The 21,528-nt window shown below is 67.3% G+C and carries 23 protein-coding genes and 1 tRNA gene; 15 read left to right on the top strand and 9 right to left on the bottom strand.

Annotated features, from left to right (window positions below):
• Positions 1 to 53: 53 nt before the first annotated feature.
• Positions 54 to 713, bottom strand: coding sequence for a TetR/AcrR family transcriptional regulator (locus K3M35_RS13545; RefSeq protein ID WP_006551782.1), 660 nt, complete (start codon positions 711 to 713; stop codon positions 54 to 56).
• 332 nt (positions 714 to 1,045) lie between these two features.
• On the opposite strand from K3M35_RS13545, the gene K3M35_RS13540 reads away from it, so the two are divergent.
• Positions 1,046 to 1,118: transfer RNA gene (locus K3M35_RS13540), tRNA-Lys, on the top strand.
• An 84-nt stretch (positions 1,119 to 1,202) separates the two neighbouring features.
• Here K3M35_RS13540 and K3M35_RS13535 read toward each other — a convergent pair.
• Complete coding sequence (locus K3M35_RS13535; RefSeq protein ID WP_024103026.1) at positions 1,203 to 1,841, bottom strand: hypothetical protein; 639 nt, start codon at positions 1,839 to 1,841, stop codon at positions 1,203 to 1,205.
• Positions 1,842 to 2,028: 187 nt separating this feature from the next.
• Between K3M35_RS13535 and K3M35_RS13530 the strand changes: the two genes are divergently transcribed.
• From K3M35_RS13530 to phoU, 6 genes are all read left to right on the top strand, one after another.
• Positions 2,029 to 2,490 (top strand): hypothetical protein, encoded by a 462-nt coding sequence (locus K3M35_RS13530; RefSeq protein WP_006551784.1) that lies wholly within the window; start codon positions 2,029 to 2,031, stop codon positions 2,488 to 2,490.
• Positions 2,491 to 2,576: 86 nt separating this feature from the next.
• Positions 2,577 to 3,179 carry a DUF937 domain-containing protein gene (locus K3M35_RS13525; protein ID WP_019290016.1) on the top strand — a complete coding sequence of 201 codons (603 nt, stop codon included), beginning with the start codon at positions 2,577 to 2,579 and terminating at the stop codon, positions 3,177 to 3,179.
• A gap of 205 nt (positions 3,180 to 3,384) precedes the next feature.
• Positions 3,385 to 4,338 carry an acyl-ACP desaturase gene (locus tag K3M35_RS13520; RefSeq protein WP_220666540.1) on the top strand — a complete coding sequence of 318 codons (954 nt, stop codon included), beginning with the start codon at positions 3,385 to 3,387 and terminating at the stop codon, positions 4,336 to 4,338.
• Positions 4,339 to 4,530: 192 nt separating this feature from the next.
• The gene (gene dusB, locus K3M35_RS13515; RefSeq protein WP_024103024.1) at positions 4,531 to 5,673 is read left to right on the top strand and encodes a tRNA dihydrouridine synthase DusB; all 1,143 of its coding nucleotides are present in this window, start codon (positions 4,531 to 4,533) and stop codon (positions 5,671 to 5,673) included.
• A 770-nt stretch (positions 5,674 to 6,443) separates the two neighbouring features.
• Positions 6,444 to 8,306, top strand: a complete 1,863-nt coding sequence (locus tag K3M35_RS13510) for an LCP family protein (protein ID WP_259444015.1) — start codon at positions 6,444 to 6,446, stop codon at positions 8,304 to 8,306.
• An 85-nt stretch (positions 8,307 to 8,391) separates the two neighbouring features.
• A complete protein-coding gene (phoU, locus tag K3M35_RS13505) occupies positions 8,392 to 9,114 on the top strand; it encodes a phosphate signaling complex protein PhoU (RefSeq protein WP_006551790.1) in 723 nt (240 codons plus the stop codon).
• A gap of 88 nt (positions 9,115 to 9,202) precedes the next feature.
• On the opposite strand, the gene pstB is transcribed toward phoU, so the two are convergent.
• The 6 genes from pstB to K3M35_RS13475 all read right to left on the bottom strand — a co-directional run bounded on the left by pstB (position 9,203) and on the right by K3M35_RS13475 (position 15,214).
• Complete coding sequence (gene pstB, locus K3M35_RS13500) at positions 9,203 to 9,979, bottom strand: phosphate ABC transporter ATP-binding protein PstB (protein WP_006551791.1); 777 nt, start codon at positions 9,977 to 9,979, stop codon at positions 9,203 to 9,205.
• 45 nt (positions 9,980 to 10,024) lie between these two features.
• Positions 10,025 to 10,948 (bottom strand): phosphate ABC transporter permease PstA, encoded by a 924-nt coding sequence (pstA, locus tag K3M35_RS13495; RefSeq protein ID WP_006551792.1) that lies wholly within the window; start codon positions 10,946 to 10,948, stop codon positions 10,025 to 10,027.
• A 3-nt stretch (positions 10,949 to 10,951) separates the two neighbouring features.
• Positions 10,952 to 12,007 (bottom strand): phosphate ABC transporter permease subunit PstC, encoded by a 1,056-nt coding sequence (pstC, locus tag K3M35_RS13490; protein ID WP_006551793.1) that lies wholly within the window; start codon positions 12,005 to 12,007, stop codon positions 10,952 to 10,954.
• Between the two features lie 88 nt (positions 12,008 to 12,095).
• Positions 12,096 to 13,220, bottom strand: coding sequence for a phosphate ABC transporter substrate-binding protein PstS (pstS, locus tag K3M35_RS13485; RefSeq protein WP_006551794.1), 1,125 nt, complete (start codon positions 13,218 to 13,220; stop codon positions 12,096 to 12,098).
• A gap of 276 nt (positions 13,221 to 13,496) precedes the next feature.
• A complete protein-coding gene (gene mshD, locus K3M35_RS13480; protein WP_033096825.1) occupies positions 13,497 to 14,408 on the bottom strand; it encodes a mycothiol synthase in 912 nt (303 codons plus the stop codon).
• The gene (locus K3M35_RS13475) at positions 14,405 to 15,214 is read right to left on the bottom strand and encodes a response regulator transcription factor (protein ID WP_006551796.1); all 810 of its coding nucleotides are present in this window, start codon (positions 15,212 to 15,214) and stop codon (positions 14,405 to 14,407) included. Before K3M35_RS13475 ends, mshD begins: the two co-directional genes overlap by 4 nt.
• Before the next feature lie 165 nt (positions 15,215 to 15,379).
• On the opposite strand from K3M35_RS13475, the gene K3M35_RS13470 reads away from it, so the two are divergent.
• The 7 genes from K3M35_RS13470 (at position 15,380) to K3M35_RS13445 (ending at position 19,393) form a co-directional block, all read left to right on the top strand.
• Entirely contained in the window at positions 15,380 to 16,162 is a 783-nt protein-coding gene (locus K3M35_RS13470; protein ID WP_081364962.1) for an LmeA family phospholipid-binding protein, read from the top strand.
• A complete protein-coding gene (locus K3M35_RS13465) occupies positions 16,159 to 16,584 on the top strand; it encodes a co-chaperone YbbN (RefSeq protein ID WP_220666539.1) in 426 nt (141 codons plus the stop codon). The genes K3M35_RS13470 and K3M35_RS13465 overlap by 4 nt, the downstream gene beginning before the upstream one ends.
• Positions 16,585 to 16,629: 45 nt before the next feature.
• Positions 16,630 to 16,713: a putative leader peptide gene (locus K3M35_RS26885; protein WP_363887211.1), complete on the top strand. Its 84-nt coding sequence runs from the start codon at positions 16,630 to 16,632 to the stop codon at positions 16,711 to 16,713.
• Between the two features lie 118 nt (positions 16,714 to 16,831).
• On the top strand, positions 16,832 to 17,296 hold the full coding sequence (locus K3M35_RS13460) for a DUF4395 domain-containing protein (protein WP_220666538.1): 465 nt from the start codon (positions 16,832 to 16,834) through the stop codon (positions 17,294 to 17,296).
• 105 nt (positions 17,297 to 17,401) lie between these two features.
• On the top strand, positions 17,402 to 18,238 hold the full coding sequence (locus K3M35_RS13455; protein ID WP_006551800.1) for a sulfurtransferase: 837 nt from the start codon (positions 17,402 to 17,404) through the stop codon (positions 18,236 to 18,238).
• 2 nt (positions 18,239 to 18,240) lie between these two features.
• Positions 18,241 to 18,546: a DUF1416 domain-containing protein gene (locus K3M35_RS13450; RefSeq protein WP_006551801.1), complete on the top strand. Its 306-nt coding sequence runs from the start codon at positions 18,241 to 18,243 to the stop codon at positions 18,544 to 18,546.
• A 184-nt stretch (positions 18,547 to 18,730) separates the two neighbouring features.
• Positions 18,731 to 19,393, top strand: a complete 663-nt coding sequence (locus K3M35_RS13445; protein WP_006551803.1) for an FABP family protein — start codon at positions 18,731 to 18,733, stop codon at positions 19,391 to 19,393.
• A gap of 75 nt (positions 19,394 to 19,468) precedes the next feature.
• Here K3M35_RS13445 and K3M35_RS13440 read toward each other — a convergent pair whose 3' ends face one another.
• Positions 19,469 to 21,175, bottom strand: coding sequence for a BCCT family transporter (locus K3M35_RS13440; RefSeq protein WP_228045097.1), 1,707 nt, complete (start codon positions 21,173 to 21,175; stop codon positions 19,469 to 19,471).
• Between K3M35_RS13440 and K3M35_RS26650 the strand changes: the two genes are divergently transcribed.
• Positions 21,114 to 21,251, top strand: coding sequence for a hypothetical protein (locus K3M35_RS26650; protein ID WP_228045205.1), 138 nt, complete (start codon positions 21,114 to 21,116; stop codon positions 21,249 to 21,251). The genes K3M35_RS13440 and K3M35_RS26650 overlap by 62 nt on opposite strands.
• Positions 21,252 to 21,528: the final 277 nt, after the last annotated feature.

The following is a 21,528-nucleotide window of genomic DNA, read 5'->3' as shown; positions in this document are numbered from 1 at the left end:
TTGGGAGCTTGGACAGCTTATGCCACGGCATTCGCGAATCACAAATCAGCAGGTCAAGTGGCTGATTCGTCGTTGTTGGGCCTGCTCGGCCAGCCCTTCTCCCGCCACTGCGCGAGCCACTGCTCCGATGCCATCGCCTCGAGCGGCACCTCTACGCAGGCCTCGAAACGGGCGCGGACGTCGGTCTCCGGCGACGTGAGGTCGGCGAGATAGCGTTGACCGGCGAGTGACGACGCGATGGCCTCGACGAAACGCTGGAGGTCGACATCGGGCCGGAACAGGCCCTTCTCCTGCGCTTCGCGCGCCAGCTGGTAGCCGGCCCGCCCCCACAGGACGCTGCCGCGCAGCCTGACCTCCTCCGCGAACTCGGGTTCGGTGACCAGACGGAACTCCGCGGCGATGACCACGTCGTCGTGCAGAGCCGCACCGAGATCACCGACGAGACCGTGCAGCCGCTCGAAGGGGTCGAGATCGGGGACGTCCATCCACCTGCCGACGATGGCACGGTAGTGCTCGAGTCCTTCGTCGAGCACCGCCCGGGCCAGATCCTCCTTGGACGCGAAGTGAAAGTACATCGCACCCTTGGTGGCGTTCGACTGCTCGAGGATGGCGTTGATCGATGCTGCGGCGAAACCTCGCCGCGCGAATTCGGTGGCTGCCGATCGGACGATCGCAGCCCGCGTACGACGCGCACGCTCCTGTTGACGAGGCATGGGGAAATTCGGCCTTCCACGTTCCTGTGTTCCCCCACGAGACAACTCTAGTCTGCCCCCCACAACCCCGGTTCCAGGCCGTGTTCCACCGGGTGAAATGTGAAACTCCACCCCCGACACCCGGGTTTCCACAGAACACACCGAGTGGTACGCTTTGTCCGGCTCGGGTGCGGAGCAGGGGGTGGGCACCCGAGCCTCTTTCCATTCGTCACGGGTGGCGTCCGCACCGCCGGATGTCCGATATCATCGATCGCGCAGCGTGGCTCACCCTGTGATGTGGTCACCGGACCATGCGGTCTGATCACTGCGGTGTGGTTACACTGTGCGCCCATGCCCCTATAGCTCAGTTGGTAGAGCTACGGACTTTTAATCCGCAGGTCGTAGGTTCGAGCCCTACTGGGGGCACCGGCAACGCCGGCGTCGTACACGACGCCGGCGTTCGTCGTTCCGGAACGTCCCACGGTCCTTCGTCGGAGTCCGGGTCCTTCGTCAGAGACGGTGGGAGCCAGGCGGGACGTCGTCGGTGTTCCGGCCGAGTTCCTTCTCCGCCTCACGGCGCGCCTCGAGGCGCTCCTGCTCGATCCGGCGCTGCTCGAGATCCGTGCGGGCCTGCTTCAGATCACGTCCGCGCTTGCGGTAGCGGGTGAGCGCGACGACGAAGATCACCGCGAACAGAGCTCCGACGATCGCGCCGATCAGCGTGGCGCCGCGGAAGCCGGGCGCGTCCACGTCGAGGATCCGCTCCCCCGCGTGCGCACCGTTCCCCGTACCCAGCACGACCGCCAGGGTCATGAGGTTCGGCAGGGCGACCACCAGCGCGAGCACGCCGAAGGTGATCTGCAGCCCGCGGCTGTACCGCCAGTTGCGGACCTGCCAGATCCACGCGAGCAGCGCGATGGGGATCGCCGTGCACAGGATGCCGAAGAGCAGACCCCACAGCACTCCGCGCGCGAAGCCGCCCTCGGCGAGGTTTGCGATCCGCTGCGCCCACCAGCGAGGAACGAACGCCGCCAGGGTGTAGTAGGCGATGACGAGCACGATCAGCGCCACGACCACGGCGATGGTCTTCTTCGCCCACGGCGGCAAGCCTTTCCGCGAACCGGTCTCGTCGACATTCATGTCCGTCATTTCGAACCTTCCTGGCCGATCGGTCCATGTGCACCTGCCGTGCGCATCTCACCCTACGGACCACCGCGTTCGGAGCAGTGCATTCGGGCAGGTCTCTTCGCACTGCGAATTTCACCCGGTGCGGTTGCCCGTCTTTGTATACGGTGAGCCGCAGGGGTAATCGAATGTTCATCGTCCGGGGAGGAACATGCGCAGTTTCGTGGACCTGGGCCTGTTCCTGGCCGCCGTCGCTCTGGGAATCGGGTCGGTGTTGCCGGTGGTCGGCGGAATACGGCCCACCGAGATTCCCCTGTCGGCGCTGCGCGACGGTTTCCCCGAGGGCGATCTCGCCGGTGTCGCGGTCCCGGGTCTACCGCTGTACGAGTCCCTCGCGGTACCGCTGGTCGTGGCCGCGATCCTGCTCCTCGCTGCCGCACTGTTCGACTCGGTGGCCGTCGGCTGGGCCGGGACGCTGATCGGCGTCGCGACGGCCGCGGTGTTCTGGACGCGTCTGTTCCAGACCCACGGCGAGTACGTCGAACTCAATCGCAGTACGACCCTGACCAATCAGAACGGGACGGTGCTCCTGCTCAGCGGCACGCTCGTCGCACTGCTGTGTTGCCTGATCGCGTTGCGCCGTTCGCCGACGAGCGCCGCCTCGCTCGACTGACGCCTCCCGCTGCAACGGGCTTCGTCCCGATACCCTCTCGGCACCGGGTGGCCACTTCGGGGCACCCACGAGTCAAGGCAGGAACGATGGCAAGTCTCGACGATCTGATGTCCCGCATTCCCGTCGACCAGGTGGCGCAGCGACTCGGTGTCGACAACGCGACGGCGGAGACGGCCGTCCGCGCCGCACTCCCCACCCTCGTCGGTGGTCTCGACGCCAACGCCCAGAATCCGACCGGGGCGGCCTCGCTGCTCTCCGCGCTGGGCAAGCACTCCGAGTCGAACCTGGCCGAGGGTCAGGTCGACGTCGACGGGATCGACACCGAGGACGGCGACAGGATCGTCTCCAATGTCTTCGGCGACAAGAAGGATCAGGTGATCTCGACCCTCGGTTCCGTGAACGGCGCCGGTGGGAACGATCTGATCGCCAAGGTCCTGCCGATCATCGCCCCCATCGTGCTGTCCTATCTCGCCAAGCAGATCGGTGGCGGTGCGGGAACGAACACCGCGAGCGCTCCGCAGGGCGGAGGTCTCGCCGATCTCCTCGGGGGTCTGCTGAAGAACGCCGGTGGTGGATCGGTCGGCTCCGGCGGTGGGATCGGCGACGTCCTCGGCAGCGTGCTCGGCGGCAGTTCGGGTGGTGGACTCGGCGGTCTCCTCGGGGGACTTCTCGGTGGAGGCAAGCGCTGAAACCCTCCGGAACCGCACGTTCCGCTCGTCCGTGTGATACGGCACGAGCGGGACGGTACTGTCCTCGAGCCGCTCGGACCTGTACCGTGATCCGGGCGAATGTGGGGGGCCACCGGTGCACCGCGTGCCGCGGCGACGAACGGCCGGGCTCCCCTCCTCCGTAGGCCGGCGGAATACACGGACACGATGTGAGGGGTAGAAGAGTATGACGCGAGTCCTGACTCAACTGGAGCTGCTGCGAGAGCTGGAGCCTGTGGCCGAGGCGAACCTCAACCGGCATCTCTCGATGGCGAAGGACTGGCACCCCCACGACTACGTGCCGTGGGACGAGGGCCGGAACTTCGCCGCGATGGGCGGTGTCGACTGGGAACCCGAGCAGTCGAAGCTCGACGAGGTCGCCAAGGCTGCCATGATCACCAACCTCCTCACCGAGGACAACCTGCCCTCCTACCACCGGGAGATCGCCGAGAGCTTCTCGCGCGACGGCGCCTGGGGCACCTGGGTCGGCCGGTGGACCGCGGAGGAGAACCGCCACGGCATCGTCATGCGCGACTACCTGGTCGTCACGCGCGGTGTCGATCCCGTCGCACTCGAGAACGCCCGCATGGAGCACATGACGAACGGCTTCGCGTCCCCCAACTCGACTGGCATGCTCCACTCCGTCGCCTACGTGACCTTCCAGGAGCTCGCGACCCGCGTGTCGCACCGCAACACCGGTCGTGCCTGCGACGACTCGATCGCCGACAAGATGCTCCAGCGCATCGCCGCCGACGAGAACCTGCACATGATCTTCTACCGGAACATCTGCGACGCGGCGATCGACATCGCTCCGACCCAGACGCTCGCCGCGATCGTCGAGGTGCTCGAGAACTTCCAGATGCCGGGTGCCGGCATGCCGAACTTCCGTCGCAACGGTGTGTTGATGGCCAAGCACGGCATCTACGACCTGCGTCAGCACCTCGACGACGTCGTGATGCCGGTGCTGCGCAAGTGGAGGATCTTCGAGCGAGATCTCGGCAGCGAGGCGCAGCAGGATCTCGACAAGCTCGGCAACTTCCTCGACGAACTGGAACGTCAGGCGGGGCGGTTCGAGGAGATGCGCGATCGCTCCCTCGCCCGCGAGGCTGCCAAGCGCGAGAAGGTGGGCGCGCACGCCTGAGTCCGGATGCACACAGCCGCCCGAGTCCGGATGCACACAGCCGCCCGAGTCCGGATGCACACAGCCGCCCGAGTCCGGCGGAGGTTATCCTGTAGCCCGGTGCCGTTTTCGGTGCCGGGCACAGTCGTTTCCGCGGCCCATCACTGACGGGCACGCTATTTCTTTGTCACACAACGTTTTCCAGAGGTACCCATGTCTTCCCTCCGTATCGGCCCGCTCGAACTGAACAGCCCGGTCGTGCTGGCGCCGATGGCGGGAGTGACGAATGTCGCATTCCGCACGCTGTGCCGCGAACTCGAACTCGAACGGGCCGGCAGCACGTCGGGCCTGTACGTCTGCGAGATGGTCACCGCCCGCGCCCTCGTCGAGCGGCACCCGGTCACCATGCACATGACGACCTTCGGCCCCACCGAGACGCCGCGGTCGCTGCAGCTCTACACCGTCGATCCCGGCACGACCTACGCGGCGGCGAAGATGATCGTCGACGAGAACCTCGCCGACCACATCGACATGAACTTCGGATGCCCGGTCCCGAAGGTGACCCGCAAGGGCGGAGGGTCGGCCCTCCCTTACAAACGCCGGTTGTTCGGGCAGATCGTCGCGGCCGCCGTCCGCGCGACCGAGGGCACCGACATCCCGGTCACGGTCAAGTTCCGCATCGGGATCGACGACGAGCACCACACACATCTCGACGCCGGTCGCATCGCGGCCGCTGAGGGTGCCGCGGCCGTTGCCCTCCACGCCCGGACCGCTGCGCAGCGGTACTCCGGAGCGGCCGACTGGGACGAAATCGCGCGGCTGAAGGAGCACGTCACCGACGTGCCCGTGCTCGGCAACGGCGACATCTTCGACGCCTCCGACGCCGAGAAGATGATGGCGCAGACCGGTTGCGACGGCGTCGTCGTCGGTCGCGGTTGCCTCGGACGTCCGTGGTTGTTCGCCGAACTGAGCGCCGCGCTCGGCGGTCGCCCGATCCCCACCCCGCCGAATCTCGGTGAGGTGACGCAGATCATGCGGCGGCACGCCGAACTGCTCGCCGATCACCACGGCGAGGATCGCGGTCTGCGCGACATGCGCAAGCACATCGCCTGGTATCTGCGTGGTTTCCCTGCGGGTTCGGAGATCCGCAACGGCCTCGCCCGCGTGTCGACGCTCGCCGAACTCGACGACCTGCTGGGCAAACTCGACCACGACGTACCCTTCCCCGCCGATGCCGAAGGCCCGCGGGGACGTCAGGGCTCCCCGAGCAGCGTCGCTCTGCCCGACGGCTGGCTCGACGATCCCGAGGACACCTGCGTGCCCGAGGGCGCCGACATGATGCACTCGGGCGGGTAACCCGTCCCGGCATGTAGTCCCGGACGATAGATGGATCGACCGGTGGATGTCGTGCGACACAGCCGCGTCACCGTCACATGAAACAGACGATCAGTATCATTGCGGAGTCCTCGCGACGGTCGCCGGTGAGCGATCACGTGGACGACGACGGATCCGAGGCGGTGCGACCGCGGAAAGAGCAGGTATCGGTGGACGAGGAGCACGAGACAGGATCCCCGGATCCTCGCGCTCCCTGGGAACGGCCGATCGCCGACAGCAGCTACCGCGAATCCCGCTCGTCCCGCCGCAGCCGCTCGGGTGGGGTGCACCGCTCCGACGACACCGATCCCGATTCGCGTCGCCACGAGAGTGCACGCAACCGCCGGGCCGCGGACTCGGACGATCCGGAGCAGCTCACGGTCGCCGAACTGCTCGACAAGATGGGACGACGATCCGATCCGTCCCCCCGGTCGGATCCGCCCCCGGCCGATCCGCCGCACACGTCCACCTCGTCGTTGCCCCCGGCCCGTCCCCGCGACCCGGAATCCGCCCGGCACGTCGCGACCGAGGACGATGCCGGTCGAGCGGAACTCCCGCGCAGGACGCCGCCTCCGGCTTCGCCGCCGACTCCGTCGGGACCTCCCAGCCCTCCGGTGCCGCCGGCTTCTTCGGGACCGCCGACCACGGTCGCCCCCCCGGTGCAGCCCGGTGCTCCCCGGGTGCCCCCGGGACCGTCCCGGCCCCGGCCGCCGGAGAAGCCCGTCCCGCCGCACATCCAGGCTCCCGATCGGATGGCGGGCCCCCCGTCCGTTCCGCCCCCGGTACCGACTCCCCCGACCTCGGCGCAGCCCCCTCGAGCAGTGCCTCCCTCGGACTCGCGCCCGGTGCCTCCCGCGGACTCGCGCCCGGTGCCTCCCGCCGGGTCGCCGCAGACCGTCAGACCGCCGCAGACGCCTCCTCGACAGCAACCGCCGATCGCGGACGAACAGCCGACCGTCAAGATCGATGCGGTGTCCCCCGAGGGCGCTGCGTCGCCCGCCGAGGACGAGAACGACGACCGGACGACGGACGAGAAGGCGCACGGCTCCGCTCGGCCCCGCACGGTGGGCAACGCGACTCTCGGCCGGCTCGCGCAGAGCAAACAGCGCAAGCGGAAGCGTCTGAGGTTCGCGGCGAGAGCGGCGGTGGCGTTCGTCTCGGTCCTCGCGCTCCTCTGTAACGGTGCGGTGTGGGGATACGTCCGGTCCACGGAGGCCGGCTTCTCCCAGATCGCCGCGCTGGACACCGAGTCGGAGGACATCGTCGACCCGGTCGGTCAGACCGGCGACGAGACTTATCTGATCATCGGCACCGACACCCGCGCCGGTGCGAGCGGTGAGATCGGCGCCGGGACGGCCGACGACGCCGAGGGCGCTCGTGCCGACACCGTCATCCTCGTCAACATCCCCGCCGATCGCAGCCGCGTGGTCGCGGTGTCGTTCCCCCGCGATCTGGACGTCGATCGACCGGTCTGTCGCGGATGGGACAGTACGACCGGCGAATACGATTCCGAGCTCTATCCGGCCGCCGAAGGCGACAAGCTCAACGCGACCTACGCCCTCGGCGGACCGAAGTGCCTGGTAAAGGTGATCCAGAAGATGTCCGGATTGAGGATCGGCCATTTCGTGGGCATCGACTTCGCCGGCTTCGAATCGATGGTCGACGAGATCGGCGGCGTCGAGGTGTGCACCTCCATACCGTTGTACGACAACGAACTCGGTCCCCTGATCGAGACTCCCGGCACCCACACGCTCGACGGCAAGCGGGCACTCGACTACGTCCGCGCCCGCAAGATCGACCAGGAGGGCAACAGCGACTACGGCCGGATCAGCCGACAGCAGAAGTTCCTGTCGTCGCTGCTGCGCTCGACGTTGTCGAACAAGGTGCTGTTCGATCCCGTGAAGCTCAACGGCTTCATCAGCGCCTTCACCCGCGCGACCTTCGTCGAGAACGTCAACGCCGAGTCGCTCGTCAAACTCGGGCGTTCGATGCAGAACGTCGAGGCGGGTGCGGTGTCCTTCCTGACCATCCCCACGGCCGGTACCAACGACTGGGGCAACGAGATCCCGCGCACGGACGACATCAAGGCGATCTTCACCGCGATCATCGACGATCTCCCTCTGCCGGGTGAGAAGCGGGGGGAGGACCCGACGGAGGTCGCGTCCGCTCCCCCGGCCGAACCGCTGCCCGCCCAGCTCGCTGTCGATCCGTCGACGGTGTCGGTGCAGGTCTCGAACGCGTCGGGTCTGTCCGGGCTGGCGGCCGGCACCGCCGAGGAGGTCGCCGCCTACGGCTTTCCGGTCTACTCGATCGGTAACTATGCCTCCGGGACGAGCAAGCAGACCGTGATCCGCTTCAGCGAAGGACAGGAGACCGACGCTGCGACGGTGGCCTCGGCCTTCCCCGGTGCGGTGCTGCAGGAGGCTCCGCCCTCGGCCCAGCTGGGCAGCATCGTGGAGATCGTCCTGGGTACCAGCTTCGACGGCACCGTCGTCGCTCCCACCCCCGCGGGCACGCCGCTCGCCCCGATGCAGATCCGGACCCGGTCGGAGTCGTCGGTCGAGCTCCCCGCCGATCTCGCGATCACCAACGCCGCCGACGATCTGTGCACGTAGACACCACTGTTCGGCCGTCGACGTTCACCTCTGGTTCATCCGATGCTCGCCGTTCGGACCGCTCGAGGTCGTAGGCTGTGCCACTATGCGCGTCGTCTACAACGAACAGATGGGCGAACTCGGCGATCTCCTCGGGGAGATGGCCGGGCTCGCCGGGACCGCGATGGAGCGGTCCACCAGAGCTCTTCTCGAAGCCGATCTCGCTCTCGCCGAGCAGGTGATCGACGAGCACGAGAAGATCACCGAACTCGTCACGATCTGCGAGGAGAAGGCGTTCCAGCTGCTCGCCCTGCAGGGTCCGGTCGCCGGCGATCTGCGTGCCGTCGTCAGCGGCATCCAGATCGTGGCCGACATCGACCGCATGGGTGCGCTCGCACTGCACATCGCGAAGGCGACCCGCCGACGTCATCCCAAGCACGTGCTCCCCGACGAGGTGAAGGGCTACTTCGCCGAGATGGGACGGATCGCGGTCGCCCTCGGTGCCGCCACACGGGAGATTCTCGAGACCCGTGATCCCGCCCGGGCCGCCCGCCTCCACCACGAGGACGAGGCGATGGACGATCTGCACCGACACCTTTTCACCGTGCTCATGGACCGCGAATGGGCGCACGGCGTCGCAGCCGCCGTCGACGTCGCCCTGCTCGGCCGCTTCTACGAGCGGTTCGCCGATCACGCCGTCGAGGTGGGCCGCCGCGTCATCTTCCTCGTGACCGGCAAGCTCCCCACCGAGGAGGAGATCCGTCAGCTCGTGGAGAAGGTGGACAGTCTGACCGTCTACCCGGAGCACCACCGAGCGCAGAACCCCTGAGCCCACGACTGTCGAGTGCAGTATGCACACGAACGACGAGACCCCGACCGGACGGATCCGGTCGGGGTCTCGTGTAGGTAGTGGCGGCTCAGCCGAAGCGGCCGGAGATGTAGTCCTCGGTGGCCTTCTTGCTCGGGTTCGAGAAGATCTTCTCGGTGTCGTCGATCTCCACCAGACCACCCGGGCGGCCGGTCGCCTCGAGGTTGAAGAAGGCCGTCTGGTCGCTCACGCGCGCGGCCTGCTGCATGTTGTGCGTGACGATGACGATGGTGAAGTCCTTCTTCAGCTCACCGATCAGGTCCTCGATGGCCAGCGTCGAGATGGGGTCGAGGGCCGAGCACGGCTCGTCCATGAGCAGCACGTCGGGCTGGACCGCGATGGCGCGGGCGATGCACAGACGCTGCTGCTGACCACCGGACAGGCCACCGCCCGGCTTGTCGAGACGGTCCTTGACCTCGTTCCACAGGTTGGCGCCGCGCAGCGACTTCTCGGCGATCTCGTCGAGGGTCTTCCGGTCGCGCACACCCTGCAGCTTGAGGCCGGCGACGACGTTGTCGCGGATCGACATCGTGGGGAACGGGTTGGGACGCTGGAAGACCATGCCGATCGTCTTGCGCACACCGACCGGGTCGACGTTCTGATCGTAGATGTCCTCGCCGTCGAGGAGGATGGATCCCTCGACACGGGCGCCGGGCGTCACCTCGTGCATGCGGTTGATCGACCGGAGCACGGTGGACTTGCCGCAACCGGACGGGCCGATGAAGGCGGTGACGTTCCGCGGCGGCACGGACAGCGTCACGTCGGCCACGGCGTGGAACTTGCCGTAGTAGATGTTGACGTCCTTGAGATCCAGACGCTTAGCCATTACCGGCTCCCTACTGGTGTATCGATGTGAGAAGAGGTCTGTGGGTTACTTCTTGCCGACCTGCGAGTACCGGCTGATCAACTTGGCCGCGATGTTGAGGACCGCGATGACCAGGATCAGGGTGAGCGCGGCGCCCCAGATGCGCTGCGAACCGGCGTCGGTCGGGTTGTTCATCTCGGCGACCATGACGCCCGGGAGGGTGCCTTGCTCACCGCCGAACAGGTCGAGATTGATGAAGGGCGCGTAGCCGACGAGGATCAGCAGCGGCGCCGTCTCGCCCATGACGCGGGCCAGGGCGAGCATGATGCCGGTGATGATGCCGGCGAGCGAGGTGGGCAGCACGATGCGCGCGATGGTCTTCCACTTGGGGACACCGAGGGCGTAGGACGCTTCGCGCAGGTCCTGCGGGACGATGCGCAGCATCTCCTCGGTGCTGCGCACGACCACCGGCACCATGAGCAGAACGAGCGCGAGCGACACCGCGAAGCCCGACTTGGGCATCCCGAAGGTCGACACCCACAGTGCGTAGATGAACAGTGCCGCGACGATCGATGGGACACCGCTGAGGATGTCGACCATGAACGTCGTGATCCGGCCGAGCCGCGACCGGCCGGCGTACTCGACGAGGTAGATCGCAACGAAGACGCCGAGCGGGATGGAGATGATCGCGCAGACGAGTCCCTGCAGGAGGGTGCCGACGAGGGCGTGGTAGATGCCGCCGCCCATCGACGAGGACGTCAGTCCGCTCAGCGAGTGCGTGAACCAGGTCGGCGAGGTCAGGGCCGGCAGGCCCTTGGCGACTACGGTGAACAGCACCCAGGCCAGGGGAATCAGCGCGACGACGACCGACAGCGTGACGAGCACGGTGGCTGCGGTGTCCTTGATGCGGCGACGCCCGCTGACCCGCTGGAAGGCCGGGGGCTTGACCGGCGAGGAGAGCGCGGTGGTCGACGTGGTGGTGGTCGACATGGATCAGTCCTTCTTTCCTGCGACGATCATGCGCGCGGCGGCGTTGACCACGAAGGTGAGCACGAAGAGCACGAGACCGGCGGCGATGTAGGCGCCCGCCTGGATGTCGTTGTTGAATTCGGCGTATCCCAGCGCAATCTTGGACGCGATGGTCGCGCCGCCGTCGAACAGCGACCAGGAGAACGCCTGCGAGGTGGTGCGCAGGATGAGGTACAGCGCCATCGTCTCGCCGAGCGCGCGGCCGAGACCGAGCATCGAACCGCTGATGTAGCCGGACTTGCCGAACGGGATGACGGTGGTCCGCACGACCTCCCAGCGGGTCGCGCCGAGTGCGAGCGCGCCCTCGATGTGGGCCGTCGGGGTCTGCACGAACACCTCGCGGCTCACCGCGGCGATGGTCGGCAGGATCATTACGGCGAGGACGATGCCGGCGGTGAAGATCGTTCCGCCGCCCACGATGGACCCGCTGCCGGTGGCGAAGAGCGGGAACCAGGCGAGGGTGGTATTGAGCCATTCCGCGACGGGGCGCAGGAACGGGGCGAGGACGAGCATGCCCCACAGGCCGTAGACGATCGACGGGACCGCGGCGAGCAGGTCGATGACATACGCCAGCGGTTTCCGGAGCCGGTCGGGGCAGTACGAGGTGAGGAAGATCGCGATGCCCAGCGCGACGGGCATGGCGAGGAACAGCGCGAAGAAGGAGACGAGCACCGTCACCTGGAACAGGTCGAGGACACCGAACGCCATGTCGGTGATGTCCTGCGTGATCCAGTCACGGCTGGTGAGGAAGTTGACCTGGTTGCGCTGCAGCGCCGGGACGGCACGCCAGACGAGGAAGACTGCGATCGCGCCGATGATCACGGAGATCAGGACGGCGGAGCCGGAGGCGAGCGAGCCGAAGATTCTGTCTCCCGGCCGCACGACTGTCTTGCGTGCCCTGTCCGGGGATGGGGGTGGGGTGCTGATCGTGTCCTCCGTGATGCCGGTTGCACCGCCCGTTCCTGAGCGGGTCGGTTCGTCGGTCGCGATAGAGACCGACGTGTTGTGCGCGTCACTCATGTGCGCTCGCAATCCTTCTCAGCGTATTCCTCAGGAACGGGCGGGTCGATGATCCCTCGGTTACTCACCGGACCGAGGGATCGGCGGGTCATCCGGCGGCGATGGCGTCGATCGACTCGGTGAGGCGGGTCTTGAAGGCGTCGGGCAGCGGGACGTAGCCCTGCTCGGACAGGCCTTCCTGGCCCTCGTTGGCGGCGGAGATCAGGAACGACTTGACGGCCGCGGCGGTGTCGGCGTCGTAGCCGGCCGAGCACACGATCTCGTAGGTGGCCAGCACCAGCGGGTAGGCACCCTCTTCGGAGCTGCCGAAGATCGACGACAGGTCGAGCGTGAGGTCGCCCTCGGAGGCCGGGACGAACTCGGCGCCCTCGATGGCCTTGCCGGCGGTCTCCTCGGTCAGTTCGACGGGTCCGGAGCCGTTGTCGATCTGCGCGATGCTCAAACCGTTCTGGTCGGCGAAGGACTTCTCGACGTAGGTGATGGAGTTCGGCGAGCCGGAGACGGCCTGCGCGACACCCGCAGAACCCTTCGCGCCCTCACCGACACCGCCGGTGAAGTCCGAACCGGCACCGGAGGTCCATGCGCCGTTCGACGCGGTCTCGAGGTACTGCTGGAAGTTGTCGGTGGTGCCCGACGAGTCCGAGCGCACGATCGGGGTGATGTTCGCGTCGGGCAGCTCAGCGCCCTCGTTGAGAGCGGCGATGGCCGGATCGTTCCACGTGGTGATCGAGCCGTTGAAGATCTTCGCGGCCGTCTCGGCGTTCAGCACGAGCTCGTCGACACCCTCGACGTTGTAGGCCAGTGCGACCGGGCCGAAGACCAGCGGCAGGTTCCATGCGGGATTGCCGGCGCAACGCTCGGCGGCCTGTGCCGCCTGCTCGTCCTTGATGGCCGAGTCCGAGCCGGCGAAATCGATCTGGTTCGCGATGAACTGCGTGCGGCCGTCACCGGAACCGGTGGGGTTGTACGCGACGTTGACGTTCGTGCCCTTCTCGGAGCACACCGCGATGTAGGTGGAGACGAACTGGTCCATCGCGTTCTTCTGGGCCGACGAGCCGGCACCCGAGAGGTTGGACTTGCCGTCGCAGGCTGCAGCGGACGCGGACGCATCGACGTCGACCGACCCGGCATTGTTGTCGGTACCGCACGCGGCCAGCGTGAGGGCTCCAGCGGCCACAACACCGAGCAGGGCGCCATTGCGCTTGAGGTTCACCTGTTCTCCTCCGGAAGTAACTTCACACGACCGCGGCGCCGAGCGGCGGCGGCATCGAGGCGCGGGCGACGCCGGCGCCGGGTCTGCGGCACTCGACCCGCTAGTGAAGTTAGGAGGAGACGGTGGACACTCGGACTACCGAAGGTTAACGCCGGATGAACACGCCGGATACACCTGGCGATGGTGTTGCGACCATCACTCGAATCCTGACCGCGATCGGCGTGTCGGGTGGCAGAGTCCACCCTTCACGCCGTTCGTCCACCCGATCGGAGAGGGTCACGCCCGGGCGTAGGCGACGTCCACGTGGAACCGCTCGAAGCCGAGTTTGCCGTAGGTGTTCAACGCCGCGGTGTTGTCGCCCTCGACGTAGAGCAGGACACCGGGCAGACCCCGATCGCGCAGATAGTGCAGACCCGCGAGGGTGAGCAGGCGACCGAGCCCTCTGCCCTGCGCGGACGAGTCGATACCCACGACGTAGACCTCGCCGAGCTGCGGGTCGGACGCCGTGGCCGGGTGCACCTTGGTCCAGTGGAATCCGAGCAGCTTGTCGGGCTCGGCGGGATCGAACGCGAGGAACAGGCCTTCGGGATCGAACCACGACTCGCGTCGGCGTTCCTCCACGTCGGCGGCCGTCCAACGCCCCTGCTCGGGATGCCACTCGAAGGCCGCCGCGTTGACGCGGAGCAGTTCGGCGTCGTCCTGCGGGCCGCCGTAGGTGCGCAGCAGCACCGAGTCGGGCACCTCGAGGGCGGGAAGATCGTCCTGCTCGAGGGATCGACGCAACTGCAGGAGTTCGCGGACACCGGTCAGACCGAGACGGCGCGCCACCGCCTGCGCGGCGGGCAGGTCGCCGTGTGCCCACACGCGGGTGCCGTCGCCGCCCTCGGTGAGTGCACGCTCGACGAGTTCGCGGCCGAGTCCGTGCCCGCGCTGCGGCGGGTCGACGACCACCTCTGCCATCGCCGGATGACCGTCCTGGGCAGGAACGACGTTCGCGTAGCCCGCGACCTCACCGTCCTCTCCGAACGCGACGAGATGCCGGGCCGCGCCCTCCCGTCCGAGGGAGTGCACCGCCTGTTCGGAGATCGGCGCGGTGCCGTCGGTCTGCGTCGCCCGCGACACCACGGCGCGTACGGCTTCGGCGTGGTCGGTGGACGGGTGGTCGACGAATTCCGTATCGGTGCTCACGGAAGGAATTGTGCCCCGGACTCCCCTGCGCCCGAGTCACCCGCGCCGGATTCCTCCGCACGGGGGTCGTCGAGAAGCGTGTCGTCCACATCGTCGTCGTCGACATCGGGAGTGGCATTGCCACCCTTGCCCACGCGGTTGGAGGGACGCACCGCCTTGTAGCCGACGTTGCGGACCGTTCCGATCAGCGCTTCGTGCTCGGGGCCGAGTTTCGCTCGCAGACGTCGGACGTGGACGTCGACGGTGCGGGTACCACCGAAGAAGTCGTAACCCCAGACCTCCTGCAGCAGCTGGGCGCGGGTGAACACCCGACCCGCGTGCTGGGCGAGGTACTTGAGGAGTTCGAACTCCTTGTAGGTGAGGTCGAGGGGACGTCCGCGCAGGCGGGCGGTGTAGGTGCCCTCGTCGATCGTGAGTTCCCCGAGAGTGATCTTGCCGGTGTTCTCCGGTCCCACCGCGACACCCGAGCGGCCCATGAGCAGGCGCAGGCGCGCGTCGAGCTCGGCCGGTCCGGTGCTGGACAGCAGGATGTCGTCGAGTCCCCATTCGGGGTTGACGGCCACGAGTCCGCCTTCGGTGAGCACGGCGACGACGGGCAATGCCGACCCGGTGCTGCCGAGCAGTCGGCACAGTCCTCGCGCGGCCGCGAGATCGGAGCGGGCATCGACGATGGCGATATCCGCCGAACCCGCCTCGAGCAGCGACGAAACTTCTGTAGGAGCCGGCCTGACCGAATGCGGGAGCAGCGCCAAGGACGGCAGGACCGCATCCGGATTCGGGTCGGAGGTCAGAAGGAGCAGCTCCACCGGGCCTCCAGTTCTTCGCGCGACCAGCGCGGATAGGGGTCGTAAACGTCGTGCAACAGACTAACGCCCCGATTGTTACCGCCATGTAAGCACGAGAATTCCGTGGACGGTCTCGGAGCGGACGGGCGCGGCCCGACCGACGGCGCGTCCGACACAATGGTGGGCGTGCGCAAACTGATCTTCGGTCTCGTAGTCCTGCTCGGACTCGCAGTCCTCGCCGACTTCGGCGCGGCGGCGTGGTCGGAATACCGCGTCTCGCGTGCGCTGCGGGAGGGTGGCGTTCTCGAATCCGATCCGGCGGTGACCATCCACGGCTTCCCCTTCCTCCTCCAGGCCCGCGACGGTCACTACGAGAACGTCGAGATCGTGGCCGACAACGTCCACACCGATCTGCTCGGGGACATCACGGTCGAGGCCAATCTGATCGGTGCGCACGCCGAGGCCGGTGAGCTGCTCGACGGGTCGATCCGGTCGGTGCCCGTCGACCTGCTGTACGGCCGCGTCATGCTCGACGCCACCGAGCTCGGACAGCTCTACGGCATCCCCGACCTGCAGGTTTCCGCTCCCCCGGCGAGCAAGTCCGACGGGACGGGCGGATCCGGCGGGTCCGGTCCGACGACCGCCGGCGGGGTCGTCCTCACGGGGACGGTGCCGGTCGGACCGGTGGATGCGACGGTGAGTGTCCAGGCCGATCTGGTGCTCGACGGCGACCGCGTCCACATCGTCGCGTCGGATCTCTACTTCGGCCCCGAGGGACGCGCCGACTTCTCGGTTCCCGACGTCCTGAAGCCGGCGGTGCTCGGACTGTTCACGACGACGATCGAGCCGCAGAATCTGCCGTTCGGCGTGCGGCCCACCTTCGTCGAGGCGCGGGGCTCCCGGATCGTCATCGAGGGCGAGGCCCGCGACGTCGTCATCGATCTGCAGGAAGTGCAGACGCCCGCATGATCGCAGTGATCGTCCTCGTGGCCGTGATAGTCGCCACACTGGCGGTGGGAACGGCCCTGCGCACCCGTTCCGGCAAGCTCCGCACCACCGGCGCCGGCGCCTCGGCGGGCACCCACGAACTCCATCCCGCGCTGGCCACAGCGGGTGTCGGTGACGGCGTACCGGTGATCCTGCATTTCTCCGCGCCGTGGTGCGGACCGTGCGCGGCCGTGCGACGGGTCGTCGTGCAGGTTCTCGACCGCGATCCCGGTCGGGCACGCGAGGTCGAGCTGGATCTCGACGAAAATCCGGTCCTGGCACGGAAACTCGGGGTGCTGTCGCTGCCCACTACCTTCGTCTTCGACGGCGAGGGGCGCGAACGGTTCCGCGCGTCCGGCGTTCCGTCCGTCGACGACCTGCGCACAGCCCTGTCGTCGTTGTGATCCCGGGGGTCCACCCCCGAGGGGACGTGCGTTAAACTCCCTCGCGTGCAGAACCGCCACGAGCTGATGCTCACCCGACGCCGCGCAGTCGATCTGTGCCGCCTCGGTGGCTGTTGTTGTCCCTGCTGAACGCATCGACGGGCTGGCCCCGATCCTTGCGGCACCGATGCCGCCGAACCGATGCGTCGCCCCGCGGTCGTATGAATACCCTCCGCCCAGCGAATCAGAATCCAGCAGGAGATTCCCCATGTCCGTATCCACTCCCCGCACGTCCGGTCGGCAGGTCGACGTCCGTGGCCCGCGTTTCGCGGCGTGGATCACCACCGGCGTCCTCGTCCTCGCCCTGGTCGTCGCCACCTTCTCTCCCGTCGCAGCGGCCGTGATCCTGGCCCTGCAGACGATCGTGTTCGCTCTCGGAGCGGCACTCGGCCCGCGACGCAGCCCGTACGGTGCGCTGTTCGCGAGGCTCGTCGCTCCCCGCCTCGGTGCTCCGATCGAGACCGAGCCGGTGGAGCCGCTGCGGTTCGCGCAGCTCGTCGGATTCGTCTTCGCCCTCGTCGGAACGGTCGCGTTCTTCGCCGACGCCATCGTCGTGGGCTCGGTGGCCGCAGGCTTCGCGCTGTTCGCGGCGCTGCTCAACGCCGCCTTCGGCGTGTGTCTCGGCTGCCGGATCCACCCGCTGGTCGCTCGAATGCGTCGCGTGCCCGCCTGACCGGCGGTCACCGAACTCGACATCCCACACCTCACCCTGGCACGGACCCTCGCACGGGTTCCGGTCACGGAAACCTCCCGGATTCCCTCACCGAAAGGAACACCCATGGCTCGCTCCGACGTCCTGGTCTCCGCCGACTGGGCAGAGCAGAACCTCACTGCGCCGAAGACCGTCTTCGTCGAGGTCGACGAGGACACCTCCGCCTACGACGGCGGCCACGTCGAAGGTGCCGTCAAGCTCGACTGGCGCAAGGACCTGCAGGACGCCGTCCGTCGCGACTTCCTGAACCGTGAGCAGTTCTCCGAGCTCCTCTCACGCAAGGGCATCGCCAACGACGACACGGTCGTGCTCTACGGCGGCAACAACAACTGGTTCGCCGCCTACGCCTATTGGTACTTCAAGCTCTACGGCCACCAGGACGTCAAGCTCATCGACGGCGGCCGCAAGAAGTGGGAGCTCGACGGCCGTCCGCTGTCGAAGGACGAGGTCACCCGCCCGGCCACCGAGTACAAGGCCGCCGAGCCCGACTACTCCATCCGCGCCTTCCGCGACGAGGTCATCGACTCGATCGGCACCAAGAACATCGTCGACGTGCGTTCGCCCGACGAGTTCTCCGGCAAGATCCTCGCCCCGGCGCACCTGCCGCAGGAGCAGGCGCAGCAGCGCGGCCACGTCCCCGGCGCCATCAACATCCCGTGGAGCACCACCGCCAACGAGGACGGCACCTTCAAGTCCGACGAGGACCTCGAGAAGCTGTACGCCGAGAAGGGCTTCGACGACAGCAAGGAGACCATCGCCTACTGCCGTATCGGTGAGCGCTCGAGCCACACCTGGTTCGTGCTCCAGGAGATCCTCGGCAAGAAGAACGTCAAGAACTACGACGGCAGCTGGGTCGAGTACGGCTCGCTCGTCGGTGCACCCATCGAACTGGAGGTCAACTGATCATGTGCGGCGCCCCTGTCCAAACCCAGACCCTGCCCGCCGGCGTGGACACCGAGAAGGAGACGGTCATCACCGGCCGTGTCCTGAACGCCGACGGCGAGCCCGTGGGCGGTGCGTTCGTGCGCCTGCTCGACGGCACCGACGAGTTCACCGCCGAGGTCGTCGCCTCGGCGACCGGCGACTTCCGTTTTTTCGCCGCCCCCGGCGACTGGAAGATCCGCGCCCTGTCGAGCTCCGGCAACGGCACCTCCACCGTGAGCCCCACCGCTCCCGGCGTGCACAACGTGGACGTGACGGTCGCCAAGTAATCCGGCCGGAACACCCCGCCGAAGGGCTCTGCTCCACCAGGAGCGGAGCCCTTCGTCGTACCGGAAAAGGGGTTGTCTAGAATGACCGCGTGGTCATCTTCTTCGAAATCCTGCTGGTCGCCGCGGCGCTCCTCATCACGTGGTTCGCGCTGTACACCATCTACCGCGTGGTCTCCGACGGATCGTGACGAACGACGGATCGGACGCCCAGCGGCGTAGCGGCGACGAGGCGATCGCCCGGGCCGCCGAGCGCGCTCGCGCCACCGCCGAGCTGAACCTTCCCGTCCTGGCCGGGCTGCCGGGCGCCGAGGACACCGCGAACCTGCGGCTCGGCCCCGACCTGAGCCCTGCCCTGCTCGCCGTCCTTCCCTTGGTCGGTGTGTGGCGCGGCGAGGGTGAGGCCAACGATCCCGAGACCGGCGACTATCCGTTCGGTCAGCAGATCACCGTCGCGCACAACGGCGGCGCGTATCTGGTGTGGGAGTCGCGCACGTGGCGTCTCGACGACTCGGGTGAATACGTGGGCGAGGATCGGCGCGAGAGCGGCTTCTGGCGCGTGTCCGGAACGGGCGCGCCCGACAGCGACGATCCCGAGACGCTCGAACTGCTGCTGACGCACAGCTCCGGCGTCGTCGAGCTGTACTACGGCACCGCACTCACCCAGTCCTCGTGGGAGCTCGCGACCGACGTCGTGATCCGCACCAAGTCCGGTGAGGTCGTCGGTGGCGCCAAGCGCCTCTACGGCATCGTCGACGGCGGCGACCTCGCCTACGTCGAGGAGCGCGTCACCGCCGACGGCGAACTGAAGCCCCGGATGTCCGCCCGCCTGTCACGCCACATCGGCTGACCAGGCCTCTTTCTTCCGAGACTCGAACGGTCCGGGTCTGTTCCCCTGTGAGGGAACAGACCCGGACCGTTTTTCTCAGTTCTCCTCGACGACCGTCGTGCCGGTGGCACTCTTCTTGTCGGCATGTTCACCGTCGCCTCGTACACGGAGTGCATCGGGTTCGCCGGCATGGACCCGGTGGATTCCGGCGTCCTCGGCATCCTCGGCTGCGTTCTCGCCGTCCTCGCACTCGTCCGGGATGGCCCGCGTGTGGATGACGACCTCGGGTGCGGGTAGTTCCTGAGCAGCCTCGAGTTCCTCGGCCGACCGCACCTCGGGCCACTGACGGGTGATCGGCTCCGGCCGCTCGCCCAGGTCCTCGCGGATACCGCGCACCAGGCTGTACATCATGATGAAGCCCATCACGAAGAACGGCAGACCCACCACGGTGATGACCTGTTGCAGGGCGTCGAGCCCGTCCTTACCGGTCGCGACGAGCATGGTCGCTGCGACCAGGCCCATGAGCACCGCCCAGAACAAGCGCTGATGGATGGGCGCCTTCCCCTCGTGACCGGCCGCCATCATGTCGAGCACCATCGCGGTCGAGTCCACCGAGGTGACGAAGAAGATCACCACCAGGATGATCGCGATGCCGGACACCAGGCCGGTGAGGGGGAAGTTGCCGAGGAATTCGAACAACGCACCCGGGATGTCCCCGTCACCCACGACCCGCTCGACGAGACCACCGTTGCCCTCGAGTTCGATGTGGAACGAGCCCATCCCGAAGATGCTGAACCAGATCACCGAGAACAGCACGGGCAGACCGAGGACACCGCCGACGAACTCGCGGATGGTGCGGCCTCGCGAGATGCGCGCGATGAAGATGCCGACGAAGGGCGACCACGTGATGGTCCACGCCCAGTAGAAGACCGTCCAGGTGTTCTGCCAGCCGGAGTCGGCGAAGGTGTCGTTCCAGAACGCCAGGCGCGGCAGGGCCTCGGCGTAGATACCGGCCGACTCGATCATGCCCTTGAGCAGGAACAGACTCGGTCCGGTGACGAGCACGAAGACCAGCAACATCACGGCCATGCCGATGTTGATGTTCGACAGGCGCTTGATGCCCTTGTCGAGACCGAGAGCGACCGAGATGCCGGCCATCACCGTCACGATCGCGATGAGGGCGATCTGGACGATCCCGGATTCCTGGATGTCGAACAGCTGCGCGAGACCGGCGTTGATCTGCAGGGTGCCCAGGCCGACCGAGGTCGCGACACCGAAGATGGTGCCGATGATCGCGACGACGTCGATGGTCTTGCCGATCGGGCCGTAGATGCGACCTCCGAGCAGGGGCGCGAAGATCGAGCTGACGCGCGGCGGCAGGTGCCGCTTGTAGATGAAGTAACCGAAGCCCAGGCCGGGCAGGGCGAAGATCGTCCAGGTGTGCAGTCCGAAGTGGTAGAGCGCGAAGCCCATGGCCTCTTCCGCGGCCTCCACGGACTGCGGCTCGACATCTTGCATGGGCGGGTTCGCGAAGTGGGAGATCGGCTCGGCGACGCCCCAGAACATGAGGATCGTGCCGATACCGGCGGCGAACAACATGGCGAACCACGCCAGGGTCGAGTGCTCGGGCCGTTCGTCGTCGCCGCCGAGCCGGACCCGGCCGTAATGGGTGAAGGCGATTCCGACGAGGAAGAGCAGGAAGGTCGTGACGCCCAGGATGTAGAACCATCCGAGGTTCGTCATGATCCAGTTGGACGCGGTACTGAAGATGGAATCGACGCCGTCGGTGAACGCGATCGTCACGACGACGAAGAGCAGCGCGATGAGCGCAGAAGAGAAGAAAACCCCCGGTGACGTGCGCAATCTTAACGAATCGTGAGCTTTTTGAAGTATCGGCACCAAACCGGTGTACCCAGAACGGACGAACTTGTACACCCGAAACGCCGATTTTGCACGAATGCGAACAGCCCCCGAGCCGCACCGCCGCACGGATCGCTCCGTGGACCGGCGGTCCCGATCGGACGGACCGGGAGCTCGGGGGCCGGGTGACTACCTGGGATTCGCCAGCCGCGCGCGGTCGGTGAATTCCGTCGTCTCGAGCAGCTAGCGGGTAGCCACCTCACGCGTCCGAATATCAATCACTTCCAGACCACCTC

The organism is Rhodococcus sp. DMU2021, from assembly GCF_019641445.1.
GTDB classification, from domain to species: domain Bacteria; phylum Actinomycetota; class Actinomycetes; order Mycobacteriales; family Mycobacteriaceae; genus Rhodococcus; species Rhodococcus pyridinivorans.
This window is presented reverse-complemented; position numbering and strand designations above follow the sequence as displayed.

What these genes read in the sequence shown, in the direction of transcription:
- K3M35_RS13545 (WP_006551782.1), bottom strand. Translation starts at nt 713, where the DNA reads ATGCCTCGTCAACAGGAGCGTGCGCGTCGTACGCGGGCTGCGATCGTC.
- K3M35_RS13535 (WP_024103026.1), bottom strand. Translation starts at nt 1,841, where the DNA reads ATGACGGACATGAATGTCGACGAGACCGGTTCGCGGAAAGGCTTGCCG.
- K3M35_RS13530 (WP_006551784.1), top strand. Translation starts at nt 2,029, where the DNA reads ATGCGCAGTTTCGTGGACCTGGGCCTGTTCCTGGCCGCCGTCGCTCTG.
- K3M35_RS13525 (WP_019290016.1), top strand. Translation starts at nt 2,577, where the DNA reads ATGGCAAGTCTCGACGATCTGATGTCCCGCATTCCCGTCGACCAGGTG.
- K3M35_RS13520 (WP_220666540.1), top strand. Translation starts at nt 3,385, where the DNA reads ATGACGCGAGTCCTGACTCAACTGGAGCTGCTGCGAGAGCTGGAGCCT.
- dusB (WP_024103024.1), top strand. Translation starts at nt 4,531, where the DNA reads ATGTCTTCCCTCCGTATCGGCCCGCTCGAACTGAACAGCCCGGTCGTG.
- K3M35_RS13510 (WP_259444015.1), top strand. Translation starts at nt 6,444, where the DNA reads ATGGCGGGCCCCCCGTCCGTTCCGCCCCCGGTACCGACTCCCCCGACC.
- phoU (WP_006551790.1), top strand. Translation starts at nt 8,392, where the DNA reads ATGCGCGTCGTCTACAACGAACAGATGGGCGAACTCGGCGATCTCCTC.
- pstB (WP_006551791.1), bottom strand. Translation starts at nt 9,979, where the DNA reads ATGGCTAAGCGTCTGGATCTCAAGGACGTCAACATCTACTACGGCAAG.
- pstA (WP_006551792.1), bottom strand. Translation starts at nt 10,948, where the DNA reads ATGTCGACCACCACCACGTCGACCACCGCGCTCTCCTCGCCGGTCAAG.
- pstC (WP_006551793.1), bottom strand. Translation starts at nt 12,007, where the DNA reads ATGAGTGACGCGCACAACACGTCGGTCTCTATCGCGACCGACGAACCG.
- K3M35_RS13465 (WP_220666539.1), top strand. Translation starts at nt 16,159, where the DNA reads ATGATCGCAGTGATCGTCCTCGTGGCCGTGATAGTCGCCACACTGGCG.
- K3M35_RS13460 (WP_220666538.1), top strand. Translation starts at nt 16,832, where the DNA reads ATGTCCGTATCCACTCCCCGCACGTCCGGTCGGCAGGTCGACGTCCGT.
- K3M35_RS13455 (WP_006551800.1), top strand. Translation starts at nt 17,402, where the DNA reads ATGGCTCGCTCCGACGTCCTGGTCTCCGCCGACTGGGCAGAGCAGAAC.
- K3M35_RS13450 (WP_006551801.1), top strand. Translation starts at nt 18,241, where the DNA reads ATGTGCGGCGCCCCTGTCCAAACCCAGACCCTGCCCGCCGGCGTGGAC.
- K3M35_RS26650 (WP_228045205.1), top strand. Translation starts at nt 21,114, where the DNA reads ATGATCCAGTTGGACGCGGTACTGAAGATGGAATCGACGCCGTCGGTG.